Source organism: Streptomyces sp. NBC_01244, from assembly GCF_035987325.1.
Lineage (GTDB): Bacteria > Actinomycetota > Actinomycetes > Streptomycetales > Streptomycetaceae > Streptomyces.
Map to the genome: position 1 here is coordinate 5,899,886 of NZ_CP108488.1, position 21,703 is coordinate 5,921,588.

Consider the following 21,703-nt stretch of genomic DNA (forward strand, 5'->3'; position numbering starts at 1 on the left):
GCCTGTCACAGGGACCCCGCGGGAGCCGCGCCGGGATTGGAAGCGCAGGGCGGTCGAAGTCCCGAGGGGCGATGGGACAGAATGAGGCCGTGCCTTTCCTGTTGCTCATCGAGGACGACGACGCCATCCGCACGGCCCTCGAACTCTCCCTGTCACGCCAGGGCCACCGTGTGGCCACCGCGGCGACGGGCGAGGACGGCCTCAAACTGCTGCGCGAGCAGCGGCCCGACCTGATCGTGCTCGACGTCATGCTGCCCGGCATCGACGGCTTCGAGGTGTGCCGGCGCATCCGCCGCACCGACCAGCTGCCGATCATCCTGCTCACCGCGCGCAACGACGACATCGACGTGGTCGTCGGCCTGGAGTCGGGAGCCGACGACTACGTCGTCAAGCCCGTCCAGGGGCGGGTGCTCGACGCCCGCATCCGGGCCGTGCTGCGCCGCGGCGAGCGCGAGGCCACCGACTCCGCCGTCTTCGGCTCGCTGGTCATCGACCGCAACGCCATGACGGTGACCAAGAACGGCGAGGACCTCCAGCTCACCCCGACCGAGCTGCGGCTGCTCCTGGAGCTCAGCCGCCGGCCCGGCCAGGCGCTCTCCCGCCAGCAGCTGCTGCGGCTGGTGTGGGAGCACGACTACCTCGGTGACTCGCGCCTCGTCGACGCCTGCGTGCAGCGGCTGCGCGCCAAGGTCGAGGAAGTGCCCTCCTCGCCCACCCTGATCCGTACCGTGCGGGGCGTCGGCTACCGACTGGACTCCCCGCAGTGATCAGAGCCCTGTTCGCGGGCCGGCGCTGGACCAGCCTGCGGCTGCGGGTCCTCGTCGTGTTCGCACTGGTCGCGCTGACGGCCGCCGTCTCCGCTTCCGGGATCGCGTACTGGCTCAACCGCGAGGCCGTCCTGACGCGGACCCAGGACGCCGCCCTCGGCGACTTCCGGCAGGAGATGCAGGACCGCGCCGCGGCGCTGCCCGCCGACCCGACGCAGGACGAGCTGCAGCACACCGCCGAGATGATGGCGGGCAGCAGCCCGGGCTACAGCGTGCTGCTCGTGGACGAGAAGGACGGCCACAAGGTGGCCGGCGCCGCCGGTCCCGACGCCTTCTCGCTGGCCGACGTACCGAAGTCGCTCCAGCACGCCGTCGACGACCGGCAGAAGACCACCTCGGCCAACGACGCCGAGTACCACGTGTACTGGCAGCGGACGAAGCCGAACGGGAACCCGTACCTGGTCGGCGGCACCCGGATCGTGGGCGGCGGCCCGACCGGCTACATGTACAAGTCCCTCGCCCAGGAGCGCGACGACCTCAACGCCCTGGCCTGGTCGCTGACCATCGCCACCGGTCTCGCGCTGCTCGGGTCCGCGCTGCTCGCGCAGGCCGCGGCCCGTACGGTGCTGCGGCCCGTGCAGCGGCTCGGCGACGCGGCGCGCCGGCTCGGCGAGGGGGAGCTGGACCACCGGCTTGAGGTGTCCGGGACGGACGAACTCGCCGACCTGGCCCACACCTTCAACAAGACGGCGGAGGCGCTGGAGAAGAAGGTCGCCGACATGAGCGCGCGGGAGGAGTCCAGCCGGCGGTTCGTCGCGGACATGTCCCACGAACTGCGCACGCCGCTGACGGCGCTGACCGCGGTCGCCGAGGTGCTGGAGGACGAGGTCGACGGCCTCGATCCGATGATCGCGCCGGCGGTGGGTCTGGTCGTGAGCGAGACCAGGCGGCTGAACGACCTCGTGGAGAACCTCATGGAGGTCACCCGCTTCGACGCGGGGACGGCGCGACTGGTGCTGGACGACGTGGACGTCGCCGACCAGGTGACGGCGTGCATCGACACGCGGGCGTGGCTCGACGCGGTCGAACTCGACGCGGAGCGCGGGATCGTGGCGCGGCTGGACCCGCGGCGGCTCGACGTGATCCTGGCCAACCTGATCGGCAACGCGCTCAAGCACGGCGGATCGCCGGTACGGGTCTCCATCCGGGTGGAGGGGGACTGGCTGGTCATCGCCGTACGGGACAACGGGCCCGGCATCCCCGAGGCCGTACTGCCGCACGTCTTCGACCGGTTCTACAAGGCGAGCGCGTCGCGCCCGAAGTCGGACGGCAGCGGTCTCGGCCTGTCCATCGCGATGGAGAACGCGCACATCCACGGCGGCGACATCACCGCGGAGAACGGGGCGGAGGGCGGTGCGCTGTTCACGCTGCGGCTGCCGGTGGACGTGGGGAAGGTGATCGCCGGTGACGACGACGAGGCGTAGGACGGCGGAGCCCGGGACGCCGCGGCGCGGAGCGACGGCCGCGGTGGCGGTCCTGGGCCTGCTGTCCCTGGGACTCCTGTCGGGGTGCGGGATCCGCGCGACCACCGTGCCGGTGGACGTGGGCCCGGCGCCCTCGCGGGTCTCGTGCAAGACCCCGGCGGGGGCGGCGGCCGGAACGGGCGGGATGCAGGGCGTCCGGACCACGGTGGAACTGGTGTGCGGGGCGCAGCTTGTGGGCGTCCAGCGGGTGGTGCCGGTGCCGGAGAAGCGGCCGGCGCGGGACGTGGCGGTGCTCGTCACCCAGGCCCTGCTGGAGGTGCTCCAGCGCGAGCTGTCGGCTGAGGAGAAGGAGGCCGGTTTCTCGACCGAGGTACCGGCCCTGCTGACGGCTTCGGCGCCGCGGCCGGGCGATCCGGAGGGCACGGTGCGGCTGAGCCGCAAGCCCGAGGACCTGCCTCCGGTGGCGCTGTCGCAGCTGGTGTGCACGCTCGCGGAGAGCGACGCGGTGTCGGCGGAGCCGGGCCCGGTGGTCCTGGGCGGCCCCGACGCGGATCCGCCGAGGGCCTGGGAGTGCACGGACGCCGTCCGCTCCCGTCCGGAGGCGGTCCCGACCCTGGGCGACGTGGTCCGGCCGACGGCCACGCCCGCTCCCGCGCCCTCGGCTTCCTGACCCGGTCACGACGAAGGCCCCCCGAGCAGGAGCTCGGGGGGCCGTTGCATGCCTGCCGGGTCGACGGACGGAGTCCGGCGCAGCGACGCGAAGCCCGCGCAGCGGTGCGAGCGGCGCGTCGAGAGGGCTAAATGCCGGCCGCCGCCGCGAGGTCCTTCTTGATCGCGTCGAGGACTTCCTGGCCGCGGGCGCGGGCCGGGAGCAGGTCGGAGGCCTCCGCCACCGGGACCACGACCTCCAGGTAGCACTTCAGCTTGGGCTCCGTGCCGGACGGGCGGACGATCACCCGGGCCTTGTAGTCGCCCTCCAGGTAGTAGCGCAGCCCGTCCGTGGGCGGGAGCGTCGCCGTGCCCTCGTTCAGGTCCTCCGCCGAGGTGACCCGCAGGCCCGCCAGCGAGACCGGGGGCTCCGCGCGCAGCGCCGCCATCGCCGAGGCGATGACCGACAGGTCCTCCACGCGGACCGACAGCTGGTCGGTGGCGTGCAGACCGTGCTCCATCGCCAGGTCGTCCAGCAGGTCGGTCAGGGTGCGGCCCTGCTCCTTGAGCTCCGAGGCCAGCTCCGCGACGAGCAGGGCGGCCGTGACGCCGTCCTTGTCGCGGACGCCCTCGGGGTCCACGCAGTAGCCGAGCGCCTCCTCGTACCCGTAGCGCAGGCCCTCGACGCGGGAGATCCATTTGAAGCCCGTGAGGGTCTCCTCGTAGCCCACGCCCGCCGCCTCCGCGATCCGCCCGAGGAGGGAGGAGGAGACGATCGACTCGGCGAAGACGCCGGTGGCGCCCTTGTGCACCAGGTGGGCGGCGAGCAGCGCGCCGACCTCGTCGCCGCGCAGCATCCGCCAGCCGGAGGCCGAGGCGGCGTCCGGGACGGCCACCGCGCAGCGGTCGGCGTCCGGGTCGTTGGCGATGACGATGTCCGGGCTGACCCGGGCGGCCGTCGCGAAGGACAGGTCCATCGCGCCCGGCTCCTCCGGGTTGGGGAAGGCCACCGTCGGGAAGGCCGGGTCCGGCTCGGCCTGCTCGGCCACGAGGACCGGGGCCGGGAAGCCGGCACGGGCAAAGGCGGCCAGGACCACGTCCTTGCCCACGCCGTGCATGGCCGTGTAGACGGTCCGCACGCCGCGCGGGGACCCGGGGGTCAGGACGGCGTCCGTACGTGCCAGGTAGGCCTCCAGGACCTCGTCGCCGAGGTCCTGCCAGCCGTCCTCGGCCCGCGGTACGTCGGCCAGCGCGGCGATCGCGTCGATCTGCGCGGCGATCTCCGCGTCGGCCGGGGAGACGATCTGCGAGCCGTCGCCGAGGTAGACCTTGTAGCCGTTGTCCCGGGGCGGGTTGTGGCTCGCGGTCACCTCGACGCCGGCGACGGCGCCCAGGTGCCTTATGGCGTACGCGAGGACGGGCGTCGGCAGCGGCCGGGGCAGGACGGCGGCGCGCAGTCCGGCGCCGGTCATCACCGCGGCGGTGTCGCGGGCGAAGTCGGCCGACTTGTAGCGGGCGTCGTAGCCGACGACGACCAGGCCGCCGTCGTGGCCCTGGGCCTTGAGGTAGGCCGCGAGGCCCGCCGCGGCCCGGATCACCACGTTGCGGTTCATCCGCATCGGGCCCGCGCCCAGCTCACCGCGGAGTCCGGCGGTGCCGAACTGCAGCATGCCGGAGAAGCGGTCCGCGAGCTCGGTCGTGTCACCGGCCTCGATGAGCTTCGCGAGCTCGTCGGCCGTCTCCGGGTCCGGGTCCTCGGCCATCCAGGCCCGGGCCCGCGCGATCAGATCGTCCTGCACGTCCTGCACTACTTCCGCCTTACCTCTCGTACGGTCGGTCGTCCGGTTCGTCCGGTCGCCCGGTCGCGGCCGTCCGGTTCGTCGTTCAGATCCGGGCGAGGACCTGGGTCAGCAGCTTGCCCATGCGCGCGGCCGAGTCGCGGCCGGCCTGGAGCACCTCTTCGTGGTTCAGCGGCTCGCCGGAGAGGCCCGCCGCCAGGTTGGTGACCAGCGAGATGCCGAGCACCTCGGCGCCGGCCTCACGGGCGGCGATGGCCTCCAGCACGGTGGACATGCCGACCAGGTCGGCGCCCATGACGCGGATCATGTTGATCTCGGCCGGGGTCTCGTAGTGCGGGCCGGGGAACTGCACGTAGACGCCCTCTTCGAGGGTCTCGTCGATCTCCTTGCACATCGCGCGCAGACGCGGCGAGTACAGGTCGGTCAGGTCCACGAAGTTCGCGCCGACGATCGGCGAGGTGGCCGTGAGGTTGAGGTGGTCGCTGATCAGGACGGGCTGGCCGGGCTTCATGCCCTCGCGCAGACCGCCGCAGCCGTTGGTCAGGACGATGGTCTTGCAGCCGGCGGCGACGGCCGTGCGCACGCCGTGGGCGACGGCGGCGACGCCGCGGCCCTCGTAGTAGTGGGTCCGGCCGAGGAAGAGCAGGGCGCGCTTCTCGCCGATCTTGTACGAGCGGATCTTGCCGCCGTGGCCCTCGACGGCGGGGGGCGGGAAGCCGGGCAGCTCGGTGACCGGGAACTCGGCCTCGGGCGCGCCGAGCGCCTCTGCGGCGGGGGCCCAGCCGGAGCCCATCACGAGGGCGACATCGTGGGTCTCGGCGCCGGTCAGCTCGCGCAGGCGGGCGGCGGCGGCGTCGGCGGCGGCGAAGGGGTCGGTAACAGATGCGTTCACGCGGAAGAGCGTAGCCGCTCTTCGCCTACGCGCGTAGATGGCGCAGCTCACGGTGTTCGGATCGTTGCCTTGTCGTTTCCGACGAATTGTCCCCGTCGGGGTGGACGGTGCGGCGCCGTTGCCGGGGCTCCGCCCCGGACCCCGCGCCTCAAACGCCGGCGAGGCTGGATTCGGCCTGAGCTCAGCAGGGGCGCTTGCGCAGTTCCATCACGTAGTCGTGCGGGGCGCCCGCGGATTCGGCCGCGTCGGCGAGTTCGCCCAGGTAGCGGGCCGAGGGCAGGCCGCCCTCGTAGCCGTTCAGGACGTACACCCAGGCCGCTTCCTCGCCGTCCAGGGTGTGCACGCGCACCCGCATGCGGCGGTAGATGTCGAGCCCGACGCCTTCCCACCGGTCCAGGGAATCCTCGTCGAGCGGGGCCACGTCGTACAGCGCGACGAAGACCTGGTGGCGCGGCGCTTCGACGATCGTCGCCAGCGCGCCCTCCCAGCCCATCTGCTCGCCGCCGAAAGTCAGCCGCCAGTCGTTGATCCAGCCCGTGCCGCGCAGCGGCGAATGCGGAGCGCGGCGCGTCATCAGCCGCGGGTCGAGGTTGCCGGCGTACGCGGCGTAGAGCGACATGAGGTCGAGGGTACGGGAGGGGCGGCCCCGGCTGCGCTCCCGGCCGCGTACGGGCCCTGCGTCCCGGATGGTGGGACCGGGCGTGAAGCACCTTGATGCGTGCGGGACAATGACGTACGGAATGCATCCCCCGGGGACACCCCCCGGAAGCCCCGGCCGGGGCGGCAGCCGGCCGGGTAGACGTGAGGCGGAGTTTTCGTGACCCGGATCGTGATCATCGGCGGCGGACCCGGCGGGTATGAGGCGGCCCTCGTGGGGGCCCAGCTCGGCGCGGAGGTGACCGTCGTGGACTGCGACGGCCTGGGCGGCGCGTCGGTGCTCACCGACTGCGTGCCCTCCAAGACTCTCATCGCGACCGCCGAGGTCATGACGACCTTCGACTCGTCGTACGAGGAGCTCGGCATCGTCGTCGCGGACGACACCCCGCACATCGAGCAGGCCGCGCGCGTCGTCGGCGTGGACCTCGGCAAGGTGAACCGGCGCGTCAAGCGCCTGGCGCTCGCCCAGTCCCACGACATCACCGCGTCCGTCACCCGGGCCGGCGCCCGGGTCGTACGGGGCCGCGCCAAGCTCGGCGGCCCGCAGGGCATCGACGGCACGCGGGACGTCATCGTCACCGCCGCCGACGGCTCGGAGACGATCCTCACCGCCGACGCCGTGCTCATCGCGACCGGCGGGCACCCCCGCGAGATCCCCGACGCCATGCCCGACGGCGAGCGGATCCTGAACTGGACCCAGGTCTACGACCTCGAAGAGCTCCCCGAGGAGCTCATCGTGGTCGGCTCCGGCGTGACCGGCGCCGAGTTCGCCGGCGCGTACCAGGCCCTCGGCTCCCGGGTGACCCTCGTGTCCTCCCGCGACCGCGTGCTCCCCGGCGAGGACCCGGACGCCGCCGCCGTGCTGGAGGACGTCTTCCGGCGCCGCGGCATGAACGTCATCGGCCGCTCCCGCGCCGAGTCCGCCAAGCGGGTGGGCGACCGGGTCGAGGTCACCCTCTCCGACGGCCGGGTCATCAGCGGTACGCACTGCCTGATGGCGGTCGGCGCGATCCCGAACACGAGCAACATGAACCTGGAGGAGTCCGGGGTCAAGCTCAAGGAGTCCGGGCACATCTGGACCGACAAGGTCTCCCGCACCTCCTCGCCCGGCGTGTACGCGGCCGGAGACGTGACCGGGATCTTCGCCCTGGCCTCGGTGGCCGCCATGCAGGGGCGCATCGCGATGTACCACTTCCTCGGCGACGCGGTGGCCCCGCTGAACCTGAAGACGGTCTCCTCGAACGTGTTCACCGACCCCGAGATCGCCACCGTCGGCTACACCCAGGCCGACGTGGACTCCGGCAAGATCGACGCCCGCTGCGTGAAGCTCCCGCTGCTGCGCAACCCGCGCGCCAAGATGCAGGGCATCCGGGACGGCTTCGTGAAGCTGTTCTGCCGTCCCGGCACCGGGATCGTCGTGGGCGGCGTGGTCGTCTCCCCGCGCGCGAGCGAGCTCATCCACCCGATCTCGATCGCCGTCGACAACAACCTGACGGTCGAGCAGATCGCAAACGCGTTCACCGTGTACCCCTCGCTGTCCGGTTCGATCGCCGAGGTCGCCCGCCAGCTGCACACGCGGAAGTCCTCCGGCGAGGCGTAAGTACCGATAACGGCCCTTGTGCGCAAGGGCTTTGGAGCGGGTGGTCGGCCCGTCGCGGAGCAGGTGCGCGGCGGGCCGGCGGCGTATACCACTAGTTGCCCCACGGTATGGACAACTTCGGAATTCCGGCGCAAAGAGCTGAAAGCAGATGGTCGTTGGGGTTACTGTCAGTTTCGTGTTCGCTGCAGAACGTCGCCAATTGATCCTCGAAATGGTGCGGGCCAACGGAGCGGTATCGCTCCGGGAGCTCGCCCGCGTCGTCCAGACCTCCGAAGTGACCGTACGGCGGGACGTGCGGGCACTGGAGGCAGAAGGACTCCTCGACCGCCGGCACGGCGGTGCGGTACTGCCGGGCGGTTTCACGCGAGAATCCGGCTTTCCGCAAAAGTCCCATCTCGCGACGGCGGAGAAGACCGCCATCGCCGATGTCGCGGCCGGACTCGTCGAAGAAGGCGAGGCCGTGGTCGTCGGCGCGGGCACCACCACCCAGGAGCTGGCCCGCCGGCTCGCCAGGGTGCCCGGACTCACCGTCGTCACCAACTCGCTGCTCGTCGCACAGGCGCTGGCCCATGCGAACCGGGTGGAGGTGGTGATGACGGGCGGAACCCTGCGCGGCTCCAACTACGCGCTGGTCGGAAGCGGTGCCGAGCAGTCCCTCCAGGGGCTGCGGGTCTCGCGGGCCTTCCTGTCCGGCAGTGGTCTCACCGCCGAGCGCGGGCTGTCCACCTCCAACATGCTCTCCGCGAGCGTGGACCGGGCGCTGGTGCAGGCCGCGGCGGAGGTGGTGGTCCTGGCCGACCACACGAAGCTCGGGACGGACACCATGTTCCAGACCGTGCCCACCGATGTGATCACCCGTCTGGTGACGGACGAGCCGCCGCCGCACGACGACCGGGCCGGTACGGAGCTGCAGGCACTGGCGGACCAGGGCGTGCAGATCACCGTGGCCGGGGCCGCGGGTGCCTCCGGCGGTGGGTCCGGAGAGGGGATGGCCGGGCGGCGTCCGCGCCGGGAGTCCCCGCTGCCGGTCCAGCGGCGGGGCGGGCCGACGGCGCAGCTCCGTAGCGCGGGGCCGCCGTTGCACGAGCAGCAGGCGAGCGAGCGGGCGCGGGTCGCGGACATGCGGCGCCGTTAGGCGGGTGCCGCGCCGTTGCAGGGGACCGGTCCCCGGACCCCTGCGCCTCAAACGCCGGCGGGGCTGGATGAATCCAGCCCCGCCGGCGTTTGCGTGCGGGACGTCAGTCCTTGATCTCGCAGATGGCCGCGCCCGAGGTGAGCGACGCGCCGACCTCTGCCGCGAGGCCCACGATCGTGCCCGAGCGGTGCGCGTTCAGCGGCTGTTCCATCTTCATGGCTTCGAGGACCACGATCAGGTCGCCCTCGTTGACCTGCTGGCCCTCCTCGACCGCGACCTTCACGATCGTGCCCTGCATGGGCGAGGCCAGCGTGTCGCCGGAAGCGGCCGGGCCGGACTTCTTGGCGGCGCGGCGCTTGGGCTTCGCGCCGCCCGCGGCGGCCGTACGGGCCAGGGTCATGCCCAGCGAGGACGGGAGGGAGACCTCCAGGCGCTTGCCGCCGACCTCGACGACCACGGTCTCGCGGCCCGGCTCGTCCTCGGAGTCGTCCGCGGCGGGAACCACGAACGCCGGGATCTCGTTGACGAACTCGGTCTCGATCCAGCGGGTGTGGATCGTGAACGGGTCGGCCGTGAAGGCGGGGTCGACGACGACCGCGCGGTGGAACGGGATGGCCGTGGCCATGCCCTCCACCTCGAACTCGGCCAGCGCGCGCGCCGCCCGCTGCAGGGCCTGCTCGCGCGTGGCACCCGTAACGATGAGCTTGGCGAGCAGGGAGTCCCAGGCGGGGCCGATGACCGAGCCGGACTCGACGCCCGCGTCGAGGCGGACGCCCGGACCGGTCGGCGCGGCGAACTTGGTGACGGTGCCCGGAGCCGGCAGGAAGCCGCGGCCCGGGTCCTCGCCGTTGATGCGGAACTCGAAGGAGTGACCGCGCAGGACCGGGTCCCCGTAGCCGAGCTCCTCGCCGTCGGCGATGCGGAACATCTCGCGGACCAGGTCGATGCCGGTGACCTCTTCGGTGACCGGGTGCTCGACCTGCAGGCGGGTGTTGACCTCCAGGAAGGAGATCAGGCCGTCGGCGGAGACGAGGAACTCGACCGTGCCGGCGCCGACGTAGCCGGCTTCCTTCAGGATCGCCTTCGACGCGGCGTACAGCTCGGCGTTCTGGGCCTCGGTCAGGAACGGCGCCGGGGCCTCCTCGACCAGCTTCTGGTGGCGCCGCTGCAGCGAGCAGTCACGGGTGGACACGACGACCACGTTGCCGTGGGAGTCGGCCAGGCACTGGGTCTCCACGTGCCGCGGCTTGTCGAGGTACTGCTCGACGAAGCACTCGCCGCGGCCGAAGGCGGCGACGGCCTCGCGGACGGCGGAGTCGTAGAGCTCCGGAACCTCTTCGAGGGTCCGGGCGACCTTCAGGCCGCGACCGCCGCCGCCGAAGGCGGCCTTGATCGCGATCGGCAGGCCGTGCTCCTTGGCGAAGTCGACGACCTCGTCCGAACCGGAGACCGGGTCGGGCGTGCCGGCCACGAGCGGCGCGCCGGCGCGCAGCGCGATGTGGCGGGCGGCGACCTTGTCGCCGAGGTCGCGGATGGCCTGCGGCGGCGGGCCGATCCAGGTCAGGCCCGCGTCGATGACGGCCTGCGCGAATTCGGCGTTCTCGGAGAGGAAGCCGTATCCGGGATGGATGGCGTCCGCACCGGAATCGGCTGCGGCCTGAAGGATCTTGGACATGTCCAAGTAACTCGCGGCCGGGGTGTCACCGCCCAACGCGAAAGCTTCGTCGGCCGCGCGGACGTGCAGAGCGTCCCGGTCCGGATCGGCGTAGACGGCTACGCTCGCGATCCCGGCATCCCGGCAGGCCCGAGCAACGCGGACTGCGATTTCGCCACGGTTGGCGATGAGCACCTTGCGCACGATGGCTCCCTCCTTGAAACAAGCTGAGTTTAGGGACAGCCCACACGGCCTTTCGACCCTTCCCCAGTGGTGACCTTGCCCACACGGACTGTTATCCGAGTCGACCTCGAGTCGAAAGAACCCTTGTGGCGCCCCATGTCAGGGGGATCCCCGACTGCACAGTAACCCTGCCGTGTGTCCGGGGTCTCTGTTCGCCGGGTCAGCGGGCCGGGGTGATTCTTTGTCGAATCCCTACGAACGGCCCATGCATTCCTTGCACGGGCGCGGCGTCGGCACCGGGGTGGGCCCGGTACGGCGCACCGACCGTAACGAAGAGGCCCCGGCCCCTTGTCCGAAGGTTTACCCGTTAGTAGCCTCCAGGCGTCGAACGGGCTTGTGCATGCGGGGTGGGGGCGTCGTGGCTGGTGTGAGTGGTGTGGGTGGAGTGGTGCTGCGGAGATCCGTGGCCGGAGTGACCGCGGTCGTACTCGTCGTGGAGGCGGCGGTACTCGGCTTCGTCCACCTCGTCCTGGGCCGGACCACCGAGAACCAGTCCATGTCCATCGCGGGCGCCGATCCGGATGTCATGTCCAAGGCAACCTATGCGCTGGGCGCCGGCATGGCCGTGTTCCTGCTGGCCTGCGCGCTGTCCCTGCTCTTCGCCGCGGCCCGCGACCAGGCCCTGGGCGCCTTCGCGCGCGTGCTCCTGATCAGCGCCGCCGTCACCCACGGACTGCTCGGCGCCCTCGTCGTCGGCCTGGTGGGCTGGGGCGCCTTCGCGGTGATGATGCTGATCCTGTGCCTGCTGGTGCTGAGCCTGACGCTCTACGCGGCCAAGGGCGTGGGCGGGGCCGGCGACGGCGGCCCCGCGGAGGGCTCCACCGGCCCCTGGGACGGCCTCGGCGGCCCGGGCGCCCCGGACGACCGGCCCGAGATCCGGGACGCGCCGCCGGGCCACCCGCTCGCGGACTTCGGGGACTTCGGCAAGCTCGGGGACGTCAAGCCCACAAGTCCGTGATGGACACGTCCAGTTCGCCCAGCAGTGAGCGCAGCAGCGGCATGGAGATCCCGATCACATTGCCGTGATCCCCGTCGATGCCCTCGATGAAGGGGGCCGACAGGCCGTCCAGGGTGAACGCCCCCGCCACGTGCAGGGGTTCCCCGCTCGCCACGTACGCCGCCACCTCCGCGTCCGTGGGCTCGCCGAAGCGGACCGTCGTCGACGCCGTGGCCGAAACCCGGCGGCCGCTCGCCGTGTCGATCACGCAGTGCCCGGTGCGCAGCACCCCGGCGCGCCCGCGCATCGACTTCCAGCGGGCCGTGGCCTCCTCGGCGTCCGCCGGCTTGCCCAGCGCCTCGCCGTCCAGCTCCAGTACCGAGTCGCAGCCGATCACCAGCGCGCCCGCGGCCTCGTCCAGGGCCGCCACGACGGCGGCCTTCGCCTCGGCCAGCGCGAGGGCCAGCTCGGCGGGGGAGTCGGCGGTGAGGGCGTCCTCGTCGAACCCGCTCACGATCACGTGCGGGGCGAGCCCGGCCTGCCGCAGCAGGTTCAGCCGGGCGGGCGAAGCGGAGGCGAGGACGAGGGCGTGGCGGGGGGCAGCAGTCATGCCTGCCATCGTAGGGGCGCCCGGTACGGGCCCCGGCGGGTTCGGGCGGCCTGTGGGCGGCTTGGGGGCGGCGTGCGGCCCTAGAAACCGCCCACGCCCAGCACGTACACCACGACGACCATCGCGATGACGACGATCACCGTCATCCGCCGGACCATCGCCGCGGCGTCGCGCATGTCCTTCGGCGGCTCGTTCTTCGGGTCTGACCAGAGCATGCTCCGATCCTGTCCCCGAGCACGCCCGTGGCGCCTGAGTACGGGTACTCAGGCGCCACGGGCAGTTCACGCCATCTTCACTCGCGTCCGGCGGCTACGCGGGCCAGTACGTACGGCCCCACGCGCCCGGTCCGGGGTGCGGCAGGGTGCGGCGGGCCACCCGGCCCGGCGCCGACCACGCGTCGGCCACCCGCTCCGCGCCCGACGGCTCCGACGCGAGGGCCGCCGCGCGCGCTCGGACCACCGCCAGTGCGGCGGCCAGCTCCTCCGGGGTCGGGTTCCCCTTGACGACCTTGATCACCACGGGACTGCCTCCTAGCGTCCTAGCGTCCTAGAGGGGGATGTTGCCGTGCTTCTTCGGGGGCAGGGACTCCCGCTTGGTGCGCAGCTGCCGCAGCCCCTTCACGATGTGCGCCCGGGTCTCCGACGGCATGGTCACCGCGTCGACGTAGCCGCGCTCGGCGGCCGTGTACGGGTTGAGCAGCGCGTCCTCGTACTCGGTGATGAGCCGCGCCCGGGTCTCCTCGGCGGTGCCGGCCTCCTCCGCTTCGGCGATCGCGCGGCGGTGCAGGATGTTGACCGCTCCCTGCGCGCCCATGACGGCGATCTGCGCCGTCGGCCAGGCGAGGTTGAGGTCGGCGCCCAGGTGCTTGGAGCCCATCACGTCGTAGGCACCGCCGAAGGCCTTGCGGGTGATGACGGTGATCAGGGGGACGGTCGCCTCGGCGTACGCGTAGATCAGCTTGGCGCCGCGCCGGATGATTCCGTTGTACTCCTGGTCGGTGCCCGGCAGGAAGCCCGGCACGTCGACGAAGGTCAGCACCGGGATGTTGAAGGCGTCGCAGGTCCGGACGAACCGGGCCGCCTTCTCGGAGGCGTCGATGTCCAGACAGCCGGCGAACTGCATCGGCTGGTTGGCGACGACCCCGACCGGGTGCCCCTCGACGCGGCCGAAGCCGGTGAGGATGTTCGGCGCGAAGAGCGACTGGGTCTCCAGGAACTCCGCGTCGTCGAGCACGTGCTCGATTACCTTGTGCATGTCGTACGGCTGGTTCGCGCTGTCCGGGATCAGGACGTCGAGCTCGCGGTCGGTCTCGGAGACCTCGGTGTCGGCTTCCTCGGGGAAGGCCGGGGGCTCGGAGAGGTTGTTCGACGGGAGGTAGGACAGCAGCGACTTCACGTACTCGATGGCGTCCTTCTCGTCACCCGCCATGTGGTGCGCGACGCCGGACGTGCTGTTGTGCGTGCGCGCCCCGCCCAGCTCCTCGAAGCCGACGTCCTCGCCGGTGACGGTCTTGATGACGTCCGGGCCGGTGATGAACATGTGCGAGGTCTGGTCGACCATGACCGTGAAGTCGGTGATGGCCGGGGAGTACACGGCGCCGCCTGCGCACGGGCCGACGACCAGGCTGATCTGCGGGATCACCCCGGAGGCGTGGACGTTGCGGCGGAAGATCTCGCCGTACATGCCGAGCGCGCTGACGCCCTCCTGGATGCGGGCGCCGCCGGAGTCGTTGATGCCGATCAGCGGGCAGCCGGTCTTCAGCGCGAAGTCCATCACCTTCATGATCTTCTGGCCGTAGACCTCGCCGAGGGCCCCGCCGAAGACGGTGAAGTCCTGCGAGAACAGGGCGACGGGGCGCCCGTCGACGGTGCCGTAGCCGGTGACGACGCCGTCGCCGTACGGGCGGGTCTTCTCCAGCCCGAAGTTCGTCGACCGGTGCCGGGCGAACTCGTCCAGCTCGACGAAGGACCCCTCGTCCAGCAGCAGGGCCACCCGCTCACGCGCCGTCAGCTTGCCCTTGGCGTGCTGCTTTTCCACCGCCCGCCCGGACCCGGCGTGTGTGGCTTCCTCGACGCGGCGCTGCAGATCCGCGATCTTCCCCGCGGTGGTGTGCATGTCGATCGGCTCTGACGGTTGTGACATCGGGGTCGCGGCTCCCTGCGTGGTGTCAACTGCCTGGTGACTTACTTGGTTCCTACTAGCTACTGGTGCGTAGCGTATCGGCGGGCATGGCGCTCGGCGGTGCGGCGTTTGACACACCTAATCTGGCTTGCATGACGCCATCAGATGCATCAGGCGGGGCTTCGAACGGAGCTCCCGCGGGCCGTTGGTCGAGTCTGGACCGGCCGCCCTTGAACGTTGCCGCGCTGCAGCGGGCCCTCGTGACCGGTGACGGGCTGTGGAGCTCGCTGGAGGTGGTGGGCTCCACCGGGTCCACCAACAGCGATCTCGCCGCGCGGGCCGCGAAGCTGCCCGAGGGGGCCGTGCTCGTCGCCGAGGAGCAGACCGCCGGACGGGGCAGGCTCGACCGGAGCTGGGTCGCGCCCGCGCGGTCCGGACTGTTCTTCTCCGTACTCCTCAAGCCCGGGCCCTCGGTGCCGCAGGAGCGGTGGGGCTGGCTGACGCTGCTGGCCGGGGTGGCCGCCGCCACCGGGCTCTCGCGCGCCGCCGGCGTGGACACCGCCCTCAAGTGGCCCAACGACCTGCTGGTCACCGTGGACGGGGAGGAGCGCAAGACCGGCGGGATCCTCGCCGAGCGCGTGGGCGACGGGGTCGTCGTCGGGATCGGCCTCAACGTGACGCTGACCGACGCCGAGCTGCCGGTGGACACCGCCGGGTCGCTGTTCCTGGCCAAGGCCACCGTCACCGACCGGGACCCGCTGCTCAGGGCCGTACTGCGCTCCCTGGAGCAGTGGTACGGAAACTGGCGCGCGGCCGGCGGCGATCCGGCGGCCAGCGGTCTGCAGGAGACGTACGCGGCGGGCTGCGCGACCCTCGGCAAGCACGTGCGGGCGGAGCTGCCCGGCGGGCGCACCCTCACCGGGACGGCCGAAGCGGTGGACGCCGATGGACGGCTCGTCGTACGGACGGCGGAGGACAAGCACGAGGCCGTGGGGGCAGGGGACGTCGTCCATCTGCGGTCCGTGCGGTAGCCCGCGGGGGGCCCGCCCCGGGTGACGGAGTAGGGGAGTGAGCTACGGCACACCTGCCGTATGGTTTAGGCGATCCCGGTCCTCGCGGTGATCACCCGGTTCGGCAGTGCGCACGGCAATGGACAGGAGGCGGCCCTTGACCGTCGACGACCCTCGGTCCAGCGCGCCCGCCCCCGGAACGGCGACGGGCGGTGCGGGCGGCTCCGGCGGCTCGGGCGCCTCCGGCGGTTCCGGAGTCCACGCCACCCCGATCGGGCGCGAGCGGCACACTCCCCACCACGAGGTCGACCACACGGCGCAGCCGACGGCCGACCCGCTCGCCATCCGCCTGGAGCAGCTGATCCTGGGCGCCGAGCGCCGGTACACCCCCTTCCAGGCGGCCCGTAGCGCCGGGGTCTCGATGGAGCTCGCCTCCCGCTTCTGGCGGGCGATGGGCTTCGCGGACATCGGCCAGGCCAGGGCCCTGACGGAGGCCGACGTACTGGCGCTGCGCCGGCTCGCCGGCCTCGTCGAGGCCGGGCTGCTGAGCGAGCCGATGGCGGTCCAGGTGGCGCGGTCCACCGGGCAGACCACGGCCCGGCTCGCGGAGTGGCAGATCGATTCCTTCCTGGAGGGCCTGACGGAGCCGCCGGAGCCGGGGATGACCCGTACGGAGGTCACGTACCCGCTGGTCGAGCTGTTGCTGCCGGAGCTGGAGGAGTTCCTCGTCTACGTGTGGCGGCGCCAGCTCGCGGCCGCGACCGGGCGGGTCGTGCAGGTGGCGGACGACGAGGAGATGGTCGACCGGCGCCTCGCGGTGGGCTTCGCCGACCTGGTGGGCTTCACGCGCCTGACGCGGCGGCTGGAGGAGGAGGAGCTCGGCGAGCTGGTCGAGTCCTTCGAGACGACCTCGGCGGACCTGGTGGCGGCGCACGGCGGCCGGCTGATCAAGACGCTGGGCGACGAGGTGCTGTACTGCGCCGACGACGCGGCGACGGCGGCGGAGATCGCGCTGCGGCTGATCGAGACGATGGAATCCGACCCGCAGATGCCGGAGCTGCGCGTGGGCATCGCCTTCGGGACGGTGACCACCCGGATGGGCGACGTCTTCGGGACCACCGTGAACCTGGCCTCGAGGCTGACCTCGATAGCGCCGAAGGACGCGGTCCTGGTGGACGGCGCGATGGCCCAGGAACTGGGCCGCACGGGCGCGGCGCCGGTCTCGGAGAAGGAAGCGGAGAACGAGGAGGGCGGCGGCTCCTACCGCTTCGCACTCCAGCCGATGTTCCAGCGCCCGGTGCGCGGCCTGGGCGTCGTGGAGCCCTGGTCGCTGACGCGCCGGACCCCTAAGATCCCCGGATAACGTTCGTTAACCGGGAGGGTCGCCGTGTCCGAATTCGTGATGGTGCGCAGGCATGAGGGCGGCGTCGCCGAGCTGGTGCTCGATCGGCCCAAGGCGATGAACGCCGTGTCGACCGAGATGGCGCGGGGCATCGGCGCCGCGTGTGCGGAGCTGGCCGCGGACGCGTCGGTACGGGTCGTCGTGCTCTCCTCGACCGCCGAGAGGGCGTTCTGCGTGGGCGCGGACCTCAAGGAGCGCAACTCCTTCTCGGACGCCGAGCTGCTGCGGCAGCGGCCGACCACGCGGGGCGCGTACGGGGGAGTGCTGGAGCTTCCGATGCCGGTGATCGCGGCGGTGCACGGGTTCGCGCTGGGCGGCGGCTTCGAGTTGGCCCTCGCCTGCGATGTCATCGTGGCCGACGAGACGGCCGTCGTCGGGCTGCCCGAGGTGTCGGTGGGGGTGATCCCGGGCGGCGGCGGCACGCAGCTGCTGCCCCGGCGGGTGGGGGCGGCGCGGGCCGCGGAGCTGATCTTCACCGCGCGGCGGGTGGAGGCGGCGGAGGCGCTGGACCTGGGGCTGGTGGACTCGGTGGTGCCGGCGGGGTCGGACCGCGAGGCCGCCCTGGCGATGGCCGCGGCGATGGCGGCGAACTCCCCGGTCGGGCTGCGGGCCGCGAAGCGGGCGCTGCGGCTCGGGCACGGCATGGACCTGACGGCCGGGCTGGAGATCGAGGACGCGGCGTGGCGGACGGTGGCCTTCTCGGGCGACCGGGCCGAGGGTGTGGCCGCGTTCAACGAGAAGCGGAAGCCGCAGTGGCCCGGGGTGTGAGGCGGAGGCGGGGCGTCGGAGTGTGTCCGTCCGGCCCCCGATCGTGACCGCGTGTGATCTTGGTGCCACCGAATGTCGCGCCAATTATCACTAAATCGGACAAAACTCCCTAACCTGGGGTGATGGGTGTTGACGGGCGGCTTCGAGCCGTTGTGGGCCTCGCGCAGGCCATGGCGGCCGCGTGCGCGCCGCGGGACAGTGTGCGGGCCGCCGCGCGCGGGGCGAGGCTGGCGATGGACGGGTCGTTCGCCGCGATCTCCGCGTGGGAGCGGGAGCGGGGGCGCCTGCGGGTGCTCGTGAACGAGGGGGAGCGCAGGGACGGGGAGGAGGAGTTCCCCGAGGACGAGTCGTACCCCGTGCACGATTTCCCCGAGATCACGGAGTTCCTGCACGAGCGCTGGGTCGGCGGGGGCGGTCCCCACGCCTGGGTGGACAGCGCGGTCGGGGACCGGCCGGGCCGCAGGGGCGAGGCGCTGCGGCGGCGCGGACGCGGTACCTGTGTCGTCGCCCCGATCGTGCTGAGCGGGCGGGCCTGGGGCGAGCTGTACGTCGCCCGGGACGAGGGCATGGCGGACTTCGACGAGGACGACGCGGAGTTCGCGACCGTGCTCGCGGCGGTGATCGCGGCCGGGCTGGCGCAGAGCGACCGGCTGGAGGAGGCCCGGCGGCTCGCCTTCACCGACCCGCTGACCGGGCTGGCCAACCGGCGGGCCGTGGACATGCGGCTCGACGAGGCACTGGAGGAGCACCGCAGGGGTGGGGCCGACGTCGTGGTGAGCCTGGTCGTCTGTGACTTGAACGGACTGAAGAAGGTCAACGACACCCTGGGCCACGCGATGGGCGACCGGCTGCTGGAACGGTTCGGCTCCGTGCTCAGCCTGTGCGGGGCGATACTGCCCGGCGCGCTGGTCGCGAGGCTGGGCGGGGACGAGTTCTGCCTGGTCAGCGTGGGGCCTTCGGCGGACGAGGTGGTACGGGTCACCGAGGAGGTGTGCCTGCGGGCCGCCGAGCTGGAGCTGGGCGAGGGGGTCGCCTGCGGGGTCGCGTCCACGGGGGACCCGATCGGGCCGGTGAAATCCTCGCGGCGGTTGTTCCGGCTGGCGGACGCGGCGCAGTACAAGGCGAAGGCGGCGCGGTCGGCGAAGCCGGTGGTGGCGGGGCGGGACACGGCGGTGGTCCGGCTCGCCGACGCGGAGCCCGGGGGGCCGGGGGAGCGGCGGCGGTTCCGGGGCCGGGCCTAGCGGTGGCCCGGCGGGCCGGCCGCGATGCCCGTCTGGGGCGCTGCCCCCCGCCTGGGGTATGTCCCGCCCGGGTGATGGGAGCCGTCCCGGCGGCGGGCGGGCTCCCGCTCGGCTGCCGACGCTCCGGCCGGCCTCGCGGCGGCTGCCCCGCCCCGGCGGGCCGCGGGCCCGACTGCGGGTGCGGGTGTTCCGCTGCGCGGGGCGAAGTCCCCTACCCGCCCTTCCCCCGTTCCCCGGGCGCTGCCCGGACCCCGGTCCTCAAGCGCCGGACGGGCTGGAGGGGGTGGCCGGGCTGCGCCCGGACCCCCTTGGGGCTCTGCCCCAGACCCCGGTCCTCAAGCGCCGGACGGCTGGAGGGGCTGAGCCCGGTCCTCAGGCGCCGGAGGGGCCCTGGACCTCGGGTGTCGGACGGTCGGAGGGGGGCAGGGGGCATTCCAGCCTCGCCGGCGTTTGAGGCGCGGGGTCCGGGGCGGAGCCCCGGGGAACGGGCGAAGGGTGGGTAGGGGAACCGGCCCCGCAGGGCGGACTTGGCCGCACCCGCCCAGCGGGGCCCGCCCCAGGCGGCAGGGGCGGCACCGCCGACCGGCCACCGCCGGACGGAGTTCGGCGCGGTGGCGCGAAGCCGGTAAGGCCCGCCGGGGCCGCACCGCGCGAGCGGCGCCTTGAAGGGGTGACATGAAGGGATTCAGTCCGTAGGCTGCTGAATATGGATATGCACACTGTCGTGGTGGGAACGTCCGGGACCACCGCCGAAGACGTGATCGCGGTCGCCCGCGGCAACGCCCGCGTCGAGCTTTCCGGCGAGGCCGTCGCCGCGCTCGGGCGGGCCCGGGAGATCGTGGAGGCGCTCGCCGCGAAGCCCGAGCCCGTCTACGGGGTGTCCACCGGGTTCGGGGCGCTCGCCTCCCGGCACATCAGCCCCGAGCTGCGCGCGCAGCTCCAGCGCAACATCGTCCGCTCGCACGCCGCCGGCATGGGCCCGCGCGTCGAGCGCGAGGTCGTGCGTGCGCTGATGTTCCTGCGGCTGAAGACCGTCGCCTCCGGGCACACCGGCGTCCGGCCGTCCGTCGCACAGACGATGGCCGACGTGCTCAACGCCGGGATCACCCCGGTCGTGCACGAGTACGGCTCGCTGGGCTGCTCCGGCGACCTCGCCCCGCTCTCGCACTGCGCGCTCGCGCTGATGGGCGAGGGCGACGCGGAGGGCCCCGACGGGACCGTCCGTCCGGCCGGGGAGCTGCTCGCGGAGGCCGGGATCGAGCCCGTCGAGCTGCGCGAGAAGGAGGGCCTGGCCCTCCTCAACGGCACCGACGGCATGCTCGGCATGCTGGTCATGGCCCTCGCCGACCTCGGCAAGCTGTACACCGCCGCCGACATCACCGCCGCGCTGACCCTGGAGGCGCTGCTCGGCACCGAGAAGGTGCTCCAGCCCGAGCTGCACGCCATCCGCCCGCACCCGGGCCAGGGTGCCTCCGCCGCGAACATGGCCGCCGTCCTGAAGGGTTCCGGGCTCGTCCGGCACTACCAGGAGGAGACCGCCCCGCGCGTGCAGGACGCCTACTCCGTGCGCTGCGCCCCGCAGGTCGCCGGCGCGGGCCGCGACACCATGGCGCACGCCGCCCTCGTCGCCTCCCGCGAGCTGGCCTCCGCCGTCGACAACCCGGTGGTGCTTCCCGACGGGCGCGTGGAGTCCAACGGGAACTTCCACGGCGCCCCGGTCGCCTACGTGCTCGACTTCCTCGCCATCGCCGCCGCCGACCTCGGGTCGATCGCCGAGCGCCGCACCGACCGGCTGCTCGACAAGAACCGCTCCCACGGCCTGCCGCCGTTCCTCGCGGACGACGCCGGCGTGGACTCCGGGCTCATGATCGCCCAGTACACGCAGGCCGCCCTGGTCAGCGAGATGAAGCGGCTCGCGGTCCCGGCCTCCGCCGACTCGATCCCCTCCTCCGCCATGCAGGAGGACCACGTCTCGATGGGCTGGTCGGCCGCGCGCAAGCTCCGTACCGCCGTCGACAACCTCACCCGGATCATCGCGATCGAGATGTACGCGGCCACCCGCGCCATCGAGCTGCGCCACGGGCTGACCCCGGCGCCGGCCAGCCAGGCCGCCATCGCGGCGGCGCGTGCGGCGGGCGTGGAAGGTCCCGGGCCGGACCGGTTCCTCGCGCCCGACCTGGCCGCCGCGGACGCCTTCGTTCGTTCGGGTGGACTCGTGGACGCCGTCGAGGGCGTCACCGGCCCCCTCGCCTGAGGGCAAGCGAAAGGGTGCGGTGTCCGGGGGATCCCGGGGCCGCACCCTTTCGCGTGTCCGGTGTCCGGTGTCCGGTGCGGCGGCCGCTACGCCGTGCGCGAGCGGCGTACGGAGAAGGCCACGAAGCCGGCTCCGGCGCCCAGGAACAGCGTGCCGCCGAGCAGGTAGGGCGTGGTGTCCACGCCGCCCGTGTCGGCGAGCTCGAGGGCGGGGCCGGGCGCGGAGGCGGCCTGGACCCGGGTGTTCGCGGCGGCGGGCGCGCCGGAGGCGGCCTTCGCGTGCTCGGGCGCGGTGGCTCCCGCCGAGGGGACGAACCACAGGGCGGCGAGGAGGGTGGTCGCTCCGAGAGCGGTGAGTGTTGATCGGCGTGCGGACACGGTGCGATCCCCCTTGTGGCAGCAGCGAATTGGCCCCGTGCGGTGATGCTACGGAAAGGGGCGGGTCGTGGGAAAGCCGGGGCTGCCGCGGGATTACTCTCCGT

At 72.7% G+C, this 21,703-nt stretch carries 20 protein-coding genes; 11 read left to right on the plus strand and 9 right to left on the minus strand.

The genetic code is table 11. From position 1 onward, the window contains the following. Positions 1-89 precede the first annotated feature (89 nt). From afsQ1 to OG247_RS26780, 3 genes are read left to right on the plus strand one after another with little or no spacing between them, the layout of a single operon-like run. On the plus strand, positions 90-767 hold the full coding sequence (gene afsQ1 / locus OG247_RS26770) for a two-component system response regulator AfsQ1 (protein ID WP_243333801.1): 678 nt from the start codon (positions 90-92) through the stop codon (positions 765-767). Further along, positions 764-2,251 carry a sensor histidine kinase gene (locus tag OG247_RS26775; RefSeq protein ID WP_327254609.1) on the plus strand — a complete coding sequence of 496 codons (1,488 nt, stop codon included), beginning with the start codon at positions 764-766 and terminating at the stop codon, positions 2,249-2,251. Before afsQ1 ends, OG247_RS26775 begins: the two co-directional genes overlap by 4 nt. Continuing rightward, complete coding sequence (locus OG247_RS26780) at positions 2,232-2,921, plus strand: hypothetical protein (RefSeq protein ID WP_327254610.1); 690 nt, start codon at positions 2,232-2,234, stop codon at positions 2,919-2,921. The genes OG247_RS26775 and OG247_RS26780 overlap by 20 nt, the downstream gene beginning before the upstream one ends. A gap of 127 nt (positions 2,922-3,048) precedes the next feature. Here the strand turns inward: OG247_RS26780 and OG247_RS26785 are convergent, their stop codons facing one another. The 3 genes from OG247_RS26785 to OG247_RS26795 form a co-directional block, all read right to left on the minus strand. Further along, positions 3,049-4,698 carry a phospho-sugar mutase gene (locus OG247_RS26785; protein ID WP_327257635.1) on the minus strand — a complete coding sequence of 550 codons (1,650 nt, stop codon included), beginning with the start codon at positions 4,696-4,698 and terminating at the stop codon, positions 3,049-3,051. 85 nt (positions 4,699-4,783) lie between these two features. Further along, complete coding sequence (locus OG247_RS26790; protein WP_266905195.1) at positions 4,784-5,590, minus strand: purine-nucleoside phosphorylase; 807 nt, start codon at positions 5,588-5,590, stop codon at positions 4,784-4,786. 181 nt (positions 5,591-5,771) lie between these two features. After that, the gene (locus tag OG247_RS26795) at positions 5,772-6,209 is read right to left on the minus strand and encodes a gamma-glutamylcyclotransferase (RefSeq protein ID WP_327254611.1); all 438 of its coding nucleotides are present in this window, start codon (positions 6,207-6,209) and stop codon (positions 5,772-5,774) included. A gap of 198 nt (positions 6,210-6,407) precedes the next feature. Here OG247_RS26795 and OG247_RS26800 point away from each other — a divergent pair, with 198 nt between their 5' ends. Beyond that, the gene (locus tag OG247_RS26800) at positions 6,408-7,847 is read left to right on the plus strand and encodes an NAD(P)H-quinone dehydrogenase (protein ID WP_327254612.1); all 1,440 of its coding nucleotides are present in this window, start codon (positions 6,408-6,410) and stop codon (positions 7,845-7,847) included. 175 nt (positions 7,848-8,022) lie between these two features. Continuing rightward, positions 8,023-8,982 carry a DeoR/GlpR family DNA-binding transcription regulator gene (locus OG247_RS26805; protein WP_327254613.1) on the plus strand — a complete coding sequence of 320 codons (960 nt, stop codon included), beginning with the start codon at positions 8,023-8,025 and terminating at the stop codon, positions 8,980-8,982. Positions 8,983-9,085: 103 nt separating this feature from the next. Here OG247_RS26805 and OG247_RS26810 read toward each other — a convergent pair whose 3' ends face one another. Continuing rightward, entirely contained in the window at positions 9,086-10,840 is a 1,755-nt protein-coding gene (locus OG247_RS26810) for an acetyl/propionyl/methylcrotonyl-CoA carboxylase subunit alpha (protein ID WP_327254614.1), read from the minus strand. 442 nt (positions 10,841-11,282) lie between these two features. Here OG247_RS26810 and OG247_RS26815 point away from each other — a divergent pair, with 442 nt between their 5' ends. Further along, the gene (locus tag OG247_RS26815; RefSeq protein ID WP_327254615.1) at positions 11,283-11,837 is read left to right on the plus strand and encodes a hypothetical protein; all 555 of its coding nucleotides are present in this window, start codon (positions 11,283-11,285) and stop codon (positions 11,835-11,837) included. On the opposite strand, the gene OG247_RS26820 is transcribed toward OG247_RS26815, so the two are convergent. The 4 genes from OG247_RS26820 to OG247_RS26835 all read right to left on the minus strand — a co-directional run bounded on the left by OG247_RS26820 (position 11,818) and on the right by OG247_RS26835 (position 14,568). Continuing rightward, positions 11,818-12,426 carry a Maf family protein gene (locus tag OG247_RS26820; RefSeq protein ID WP_327254616.1) on the minus strand — a complete coding sequence of 203 codons (609 nt, stop codon included), beginning with the start codon at positions 12,424-12,426 and terminating at the stop codon, positions 11,818-11,820. The two genes, OG247_RS26815 and OG247_RS26820, sit on opposite strands and share 20 nt — an antisense overlap. 80 nt (positions 12,427-12,506) lie before the next feature. Beyond that, positions 12,507-12,641, minus strand: coding sequence for a morphogenic membrane protein MmpB (gene mmpB / locus OG247_RS26825; RefSeq protein ID WP_279346700.1), 135 nt, complete (start codon positions 12,639-12,641; stop codon positions 12,507-12,509). Positions 12,642-12,735: 94 nt separating this feature from the next. Then, the gene (locus OG247_RS26830; protein ID WP_327254617.1) at positions 12,736-12,945 is read right to left on the minus strand and encodes an acyl-CoA carboxylase subunit epsilon; all 210 of its coding nucleotides are present in this window, start codon (positions 12,943-12,945) and stop codon (positions 12,736-12,738) included. A 27-nt stretch (positions 12,946-12,972) separates the two neighbouring features. Beyond that, complete coding sequence (locus OG247_RS26835) at positions 12,973-14,568, minus strand: acyl-CoA carboxylase subunit beta (protein WP_327254618.1); 1,596 nt, start codon at positions 14,566-14,568, stop codon at positions 12,973-12,975. 131 nt (positions 14,569-14,699) lie between these two features. Between OG247_RS26835 and OG247_RS26840 the strand changes: the two genes are divergently transcribed. From OG247_RS26840 to hutH, 5 genes are all read left to right on the plus strand, one after another. After that, on the plus strand, positions 14,700-15,578 hold the full coding sequence (locus tag OG247_RS26840; protein WP_327254619.1) for a biotin--[acetyl-CoA-carboxylase] ligase: 879 nt from the start codon (positions 14,700-14,702) through the stop codon (positions 15,576-15,578). 118 nt (positions 15,579-15,696) lie between these two features. Continuing rightward, on the plus strand, positions 15,697-16,920 hold the full coding sequence (locus OG247_RS26845; RefSeq protein ID WP_442813414.1) for an adenylate/guanylate cyclase domain-containing protein: 1,224 nt from the start codon (positions 15,697-15,699) through the stop codon (positions 16,918-16,920). A gap of 39 nt (positions 16,921-16,959) precedes the next feature. Further along, on the plus strand, positions 16,960-17,727 hold the full coding sequence (locus OG247_RS26850) for an enoyl-CoA hydratase/isomerase family protein (protein ID WP_327257636.1): 768 nt from the start codon (positions 16,960-16,962) through the stop codon (positions 17,725-17,727). Between the two features lie 122 nt (positions 17,728-17,849). Next, positions 17,850-18,968, plus strand: coding sequence for a GGDEF domain-containing protein (locus tag OG247_RS26855; protein ID WP_327254621.1), 1,119 nt, complete (start codon positions 17,850-17,852; stop codon positions 18,966-18,968). Between the two features lie 712 nt (positions 18,969-19,680). Continuing rightward, complete coding sequence (hutH, locus tag OG247_RS26860) at positions 19,681-21,222, plus strand: histidine ammonia-lyase (RefSeq protein WP_327257637.1); 1,542 nt, start codon at positions 19,681-19,683, stop codon at positions 21,220-21,222. 86 nt (positions 21,223-21,308) lie between these two features. On the opposite strand, the gene OG247_RS26865 is transcribed toward hutH, so the two are convergent. Beyond that, entirely contained in the window at positions 21,309-21,599 is a 291-nt protein-coding gene (locus OG247_RS26865; protein ID WP_327254622.1) for an LPXTG cell wall anchor domain-containing protein, read from the minus strand. Positions 21,600-21,703 lie beyond the last annotated feature (104 nt).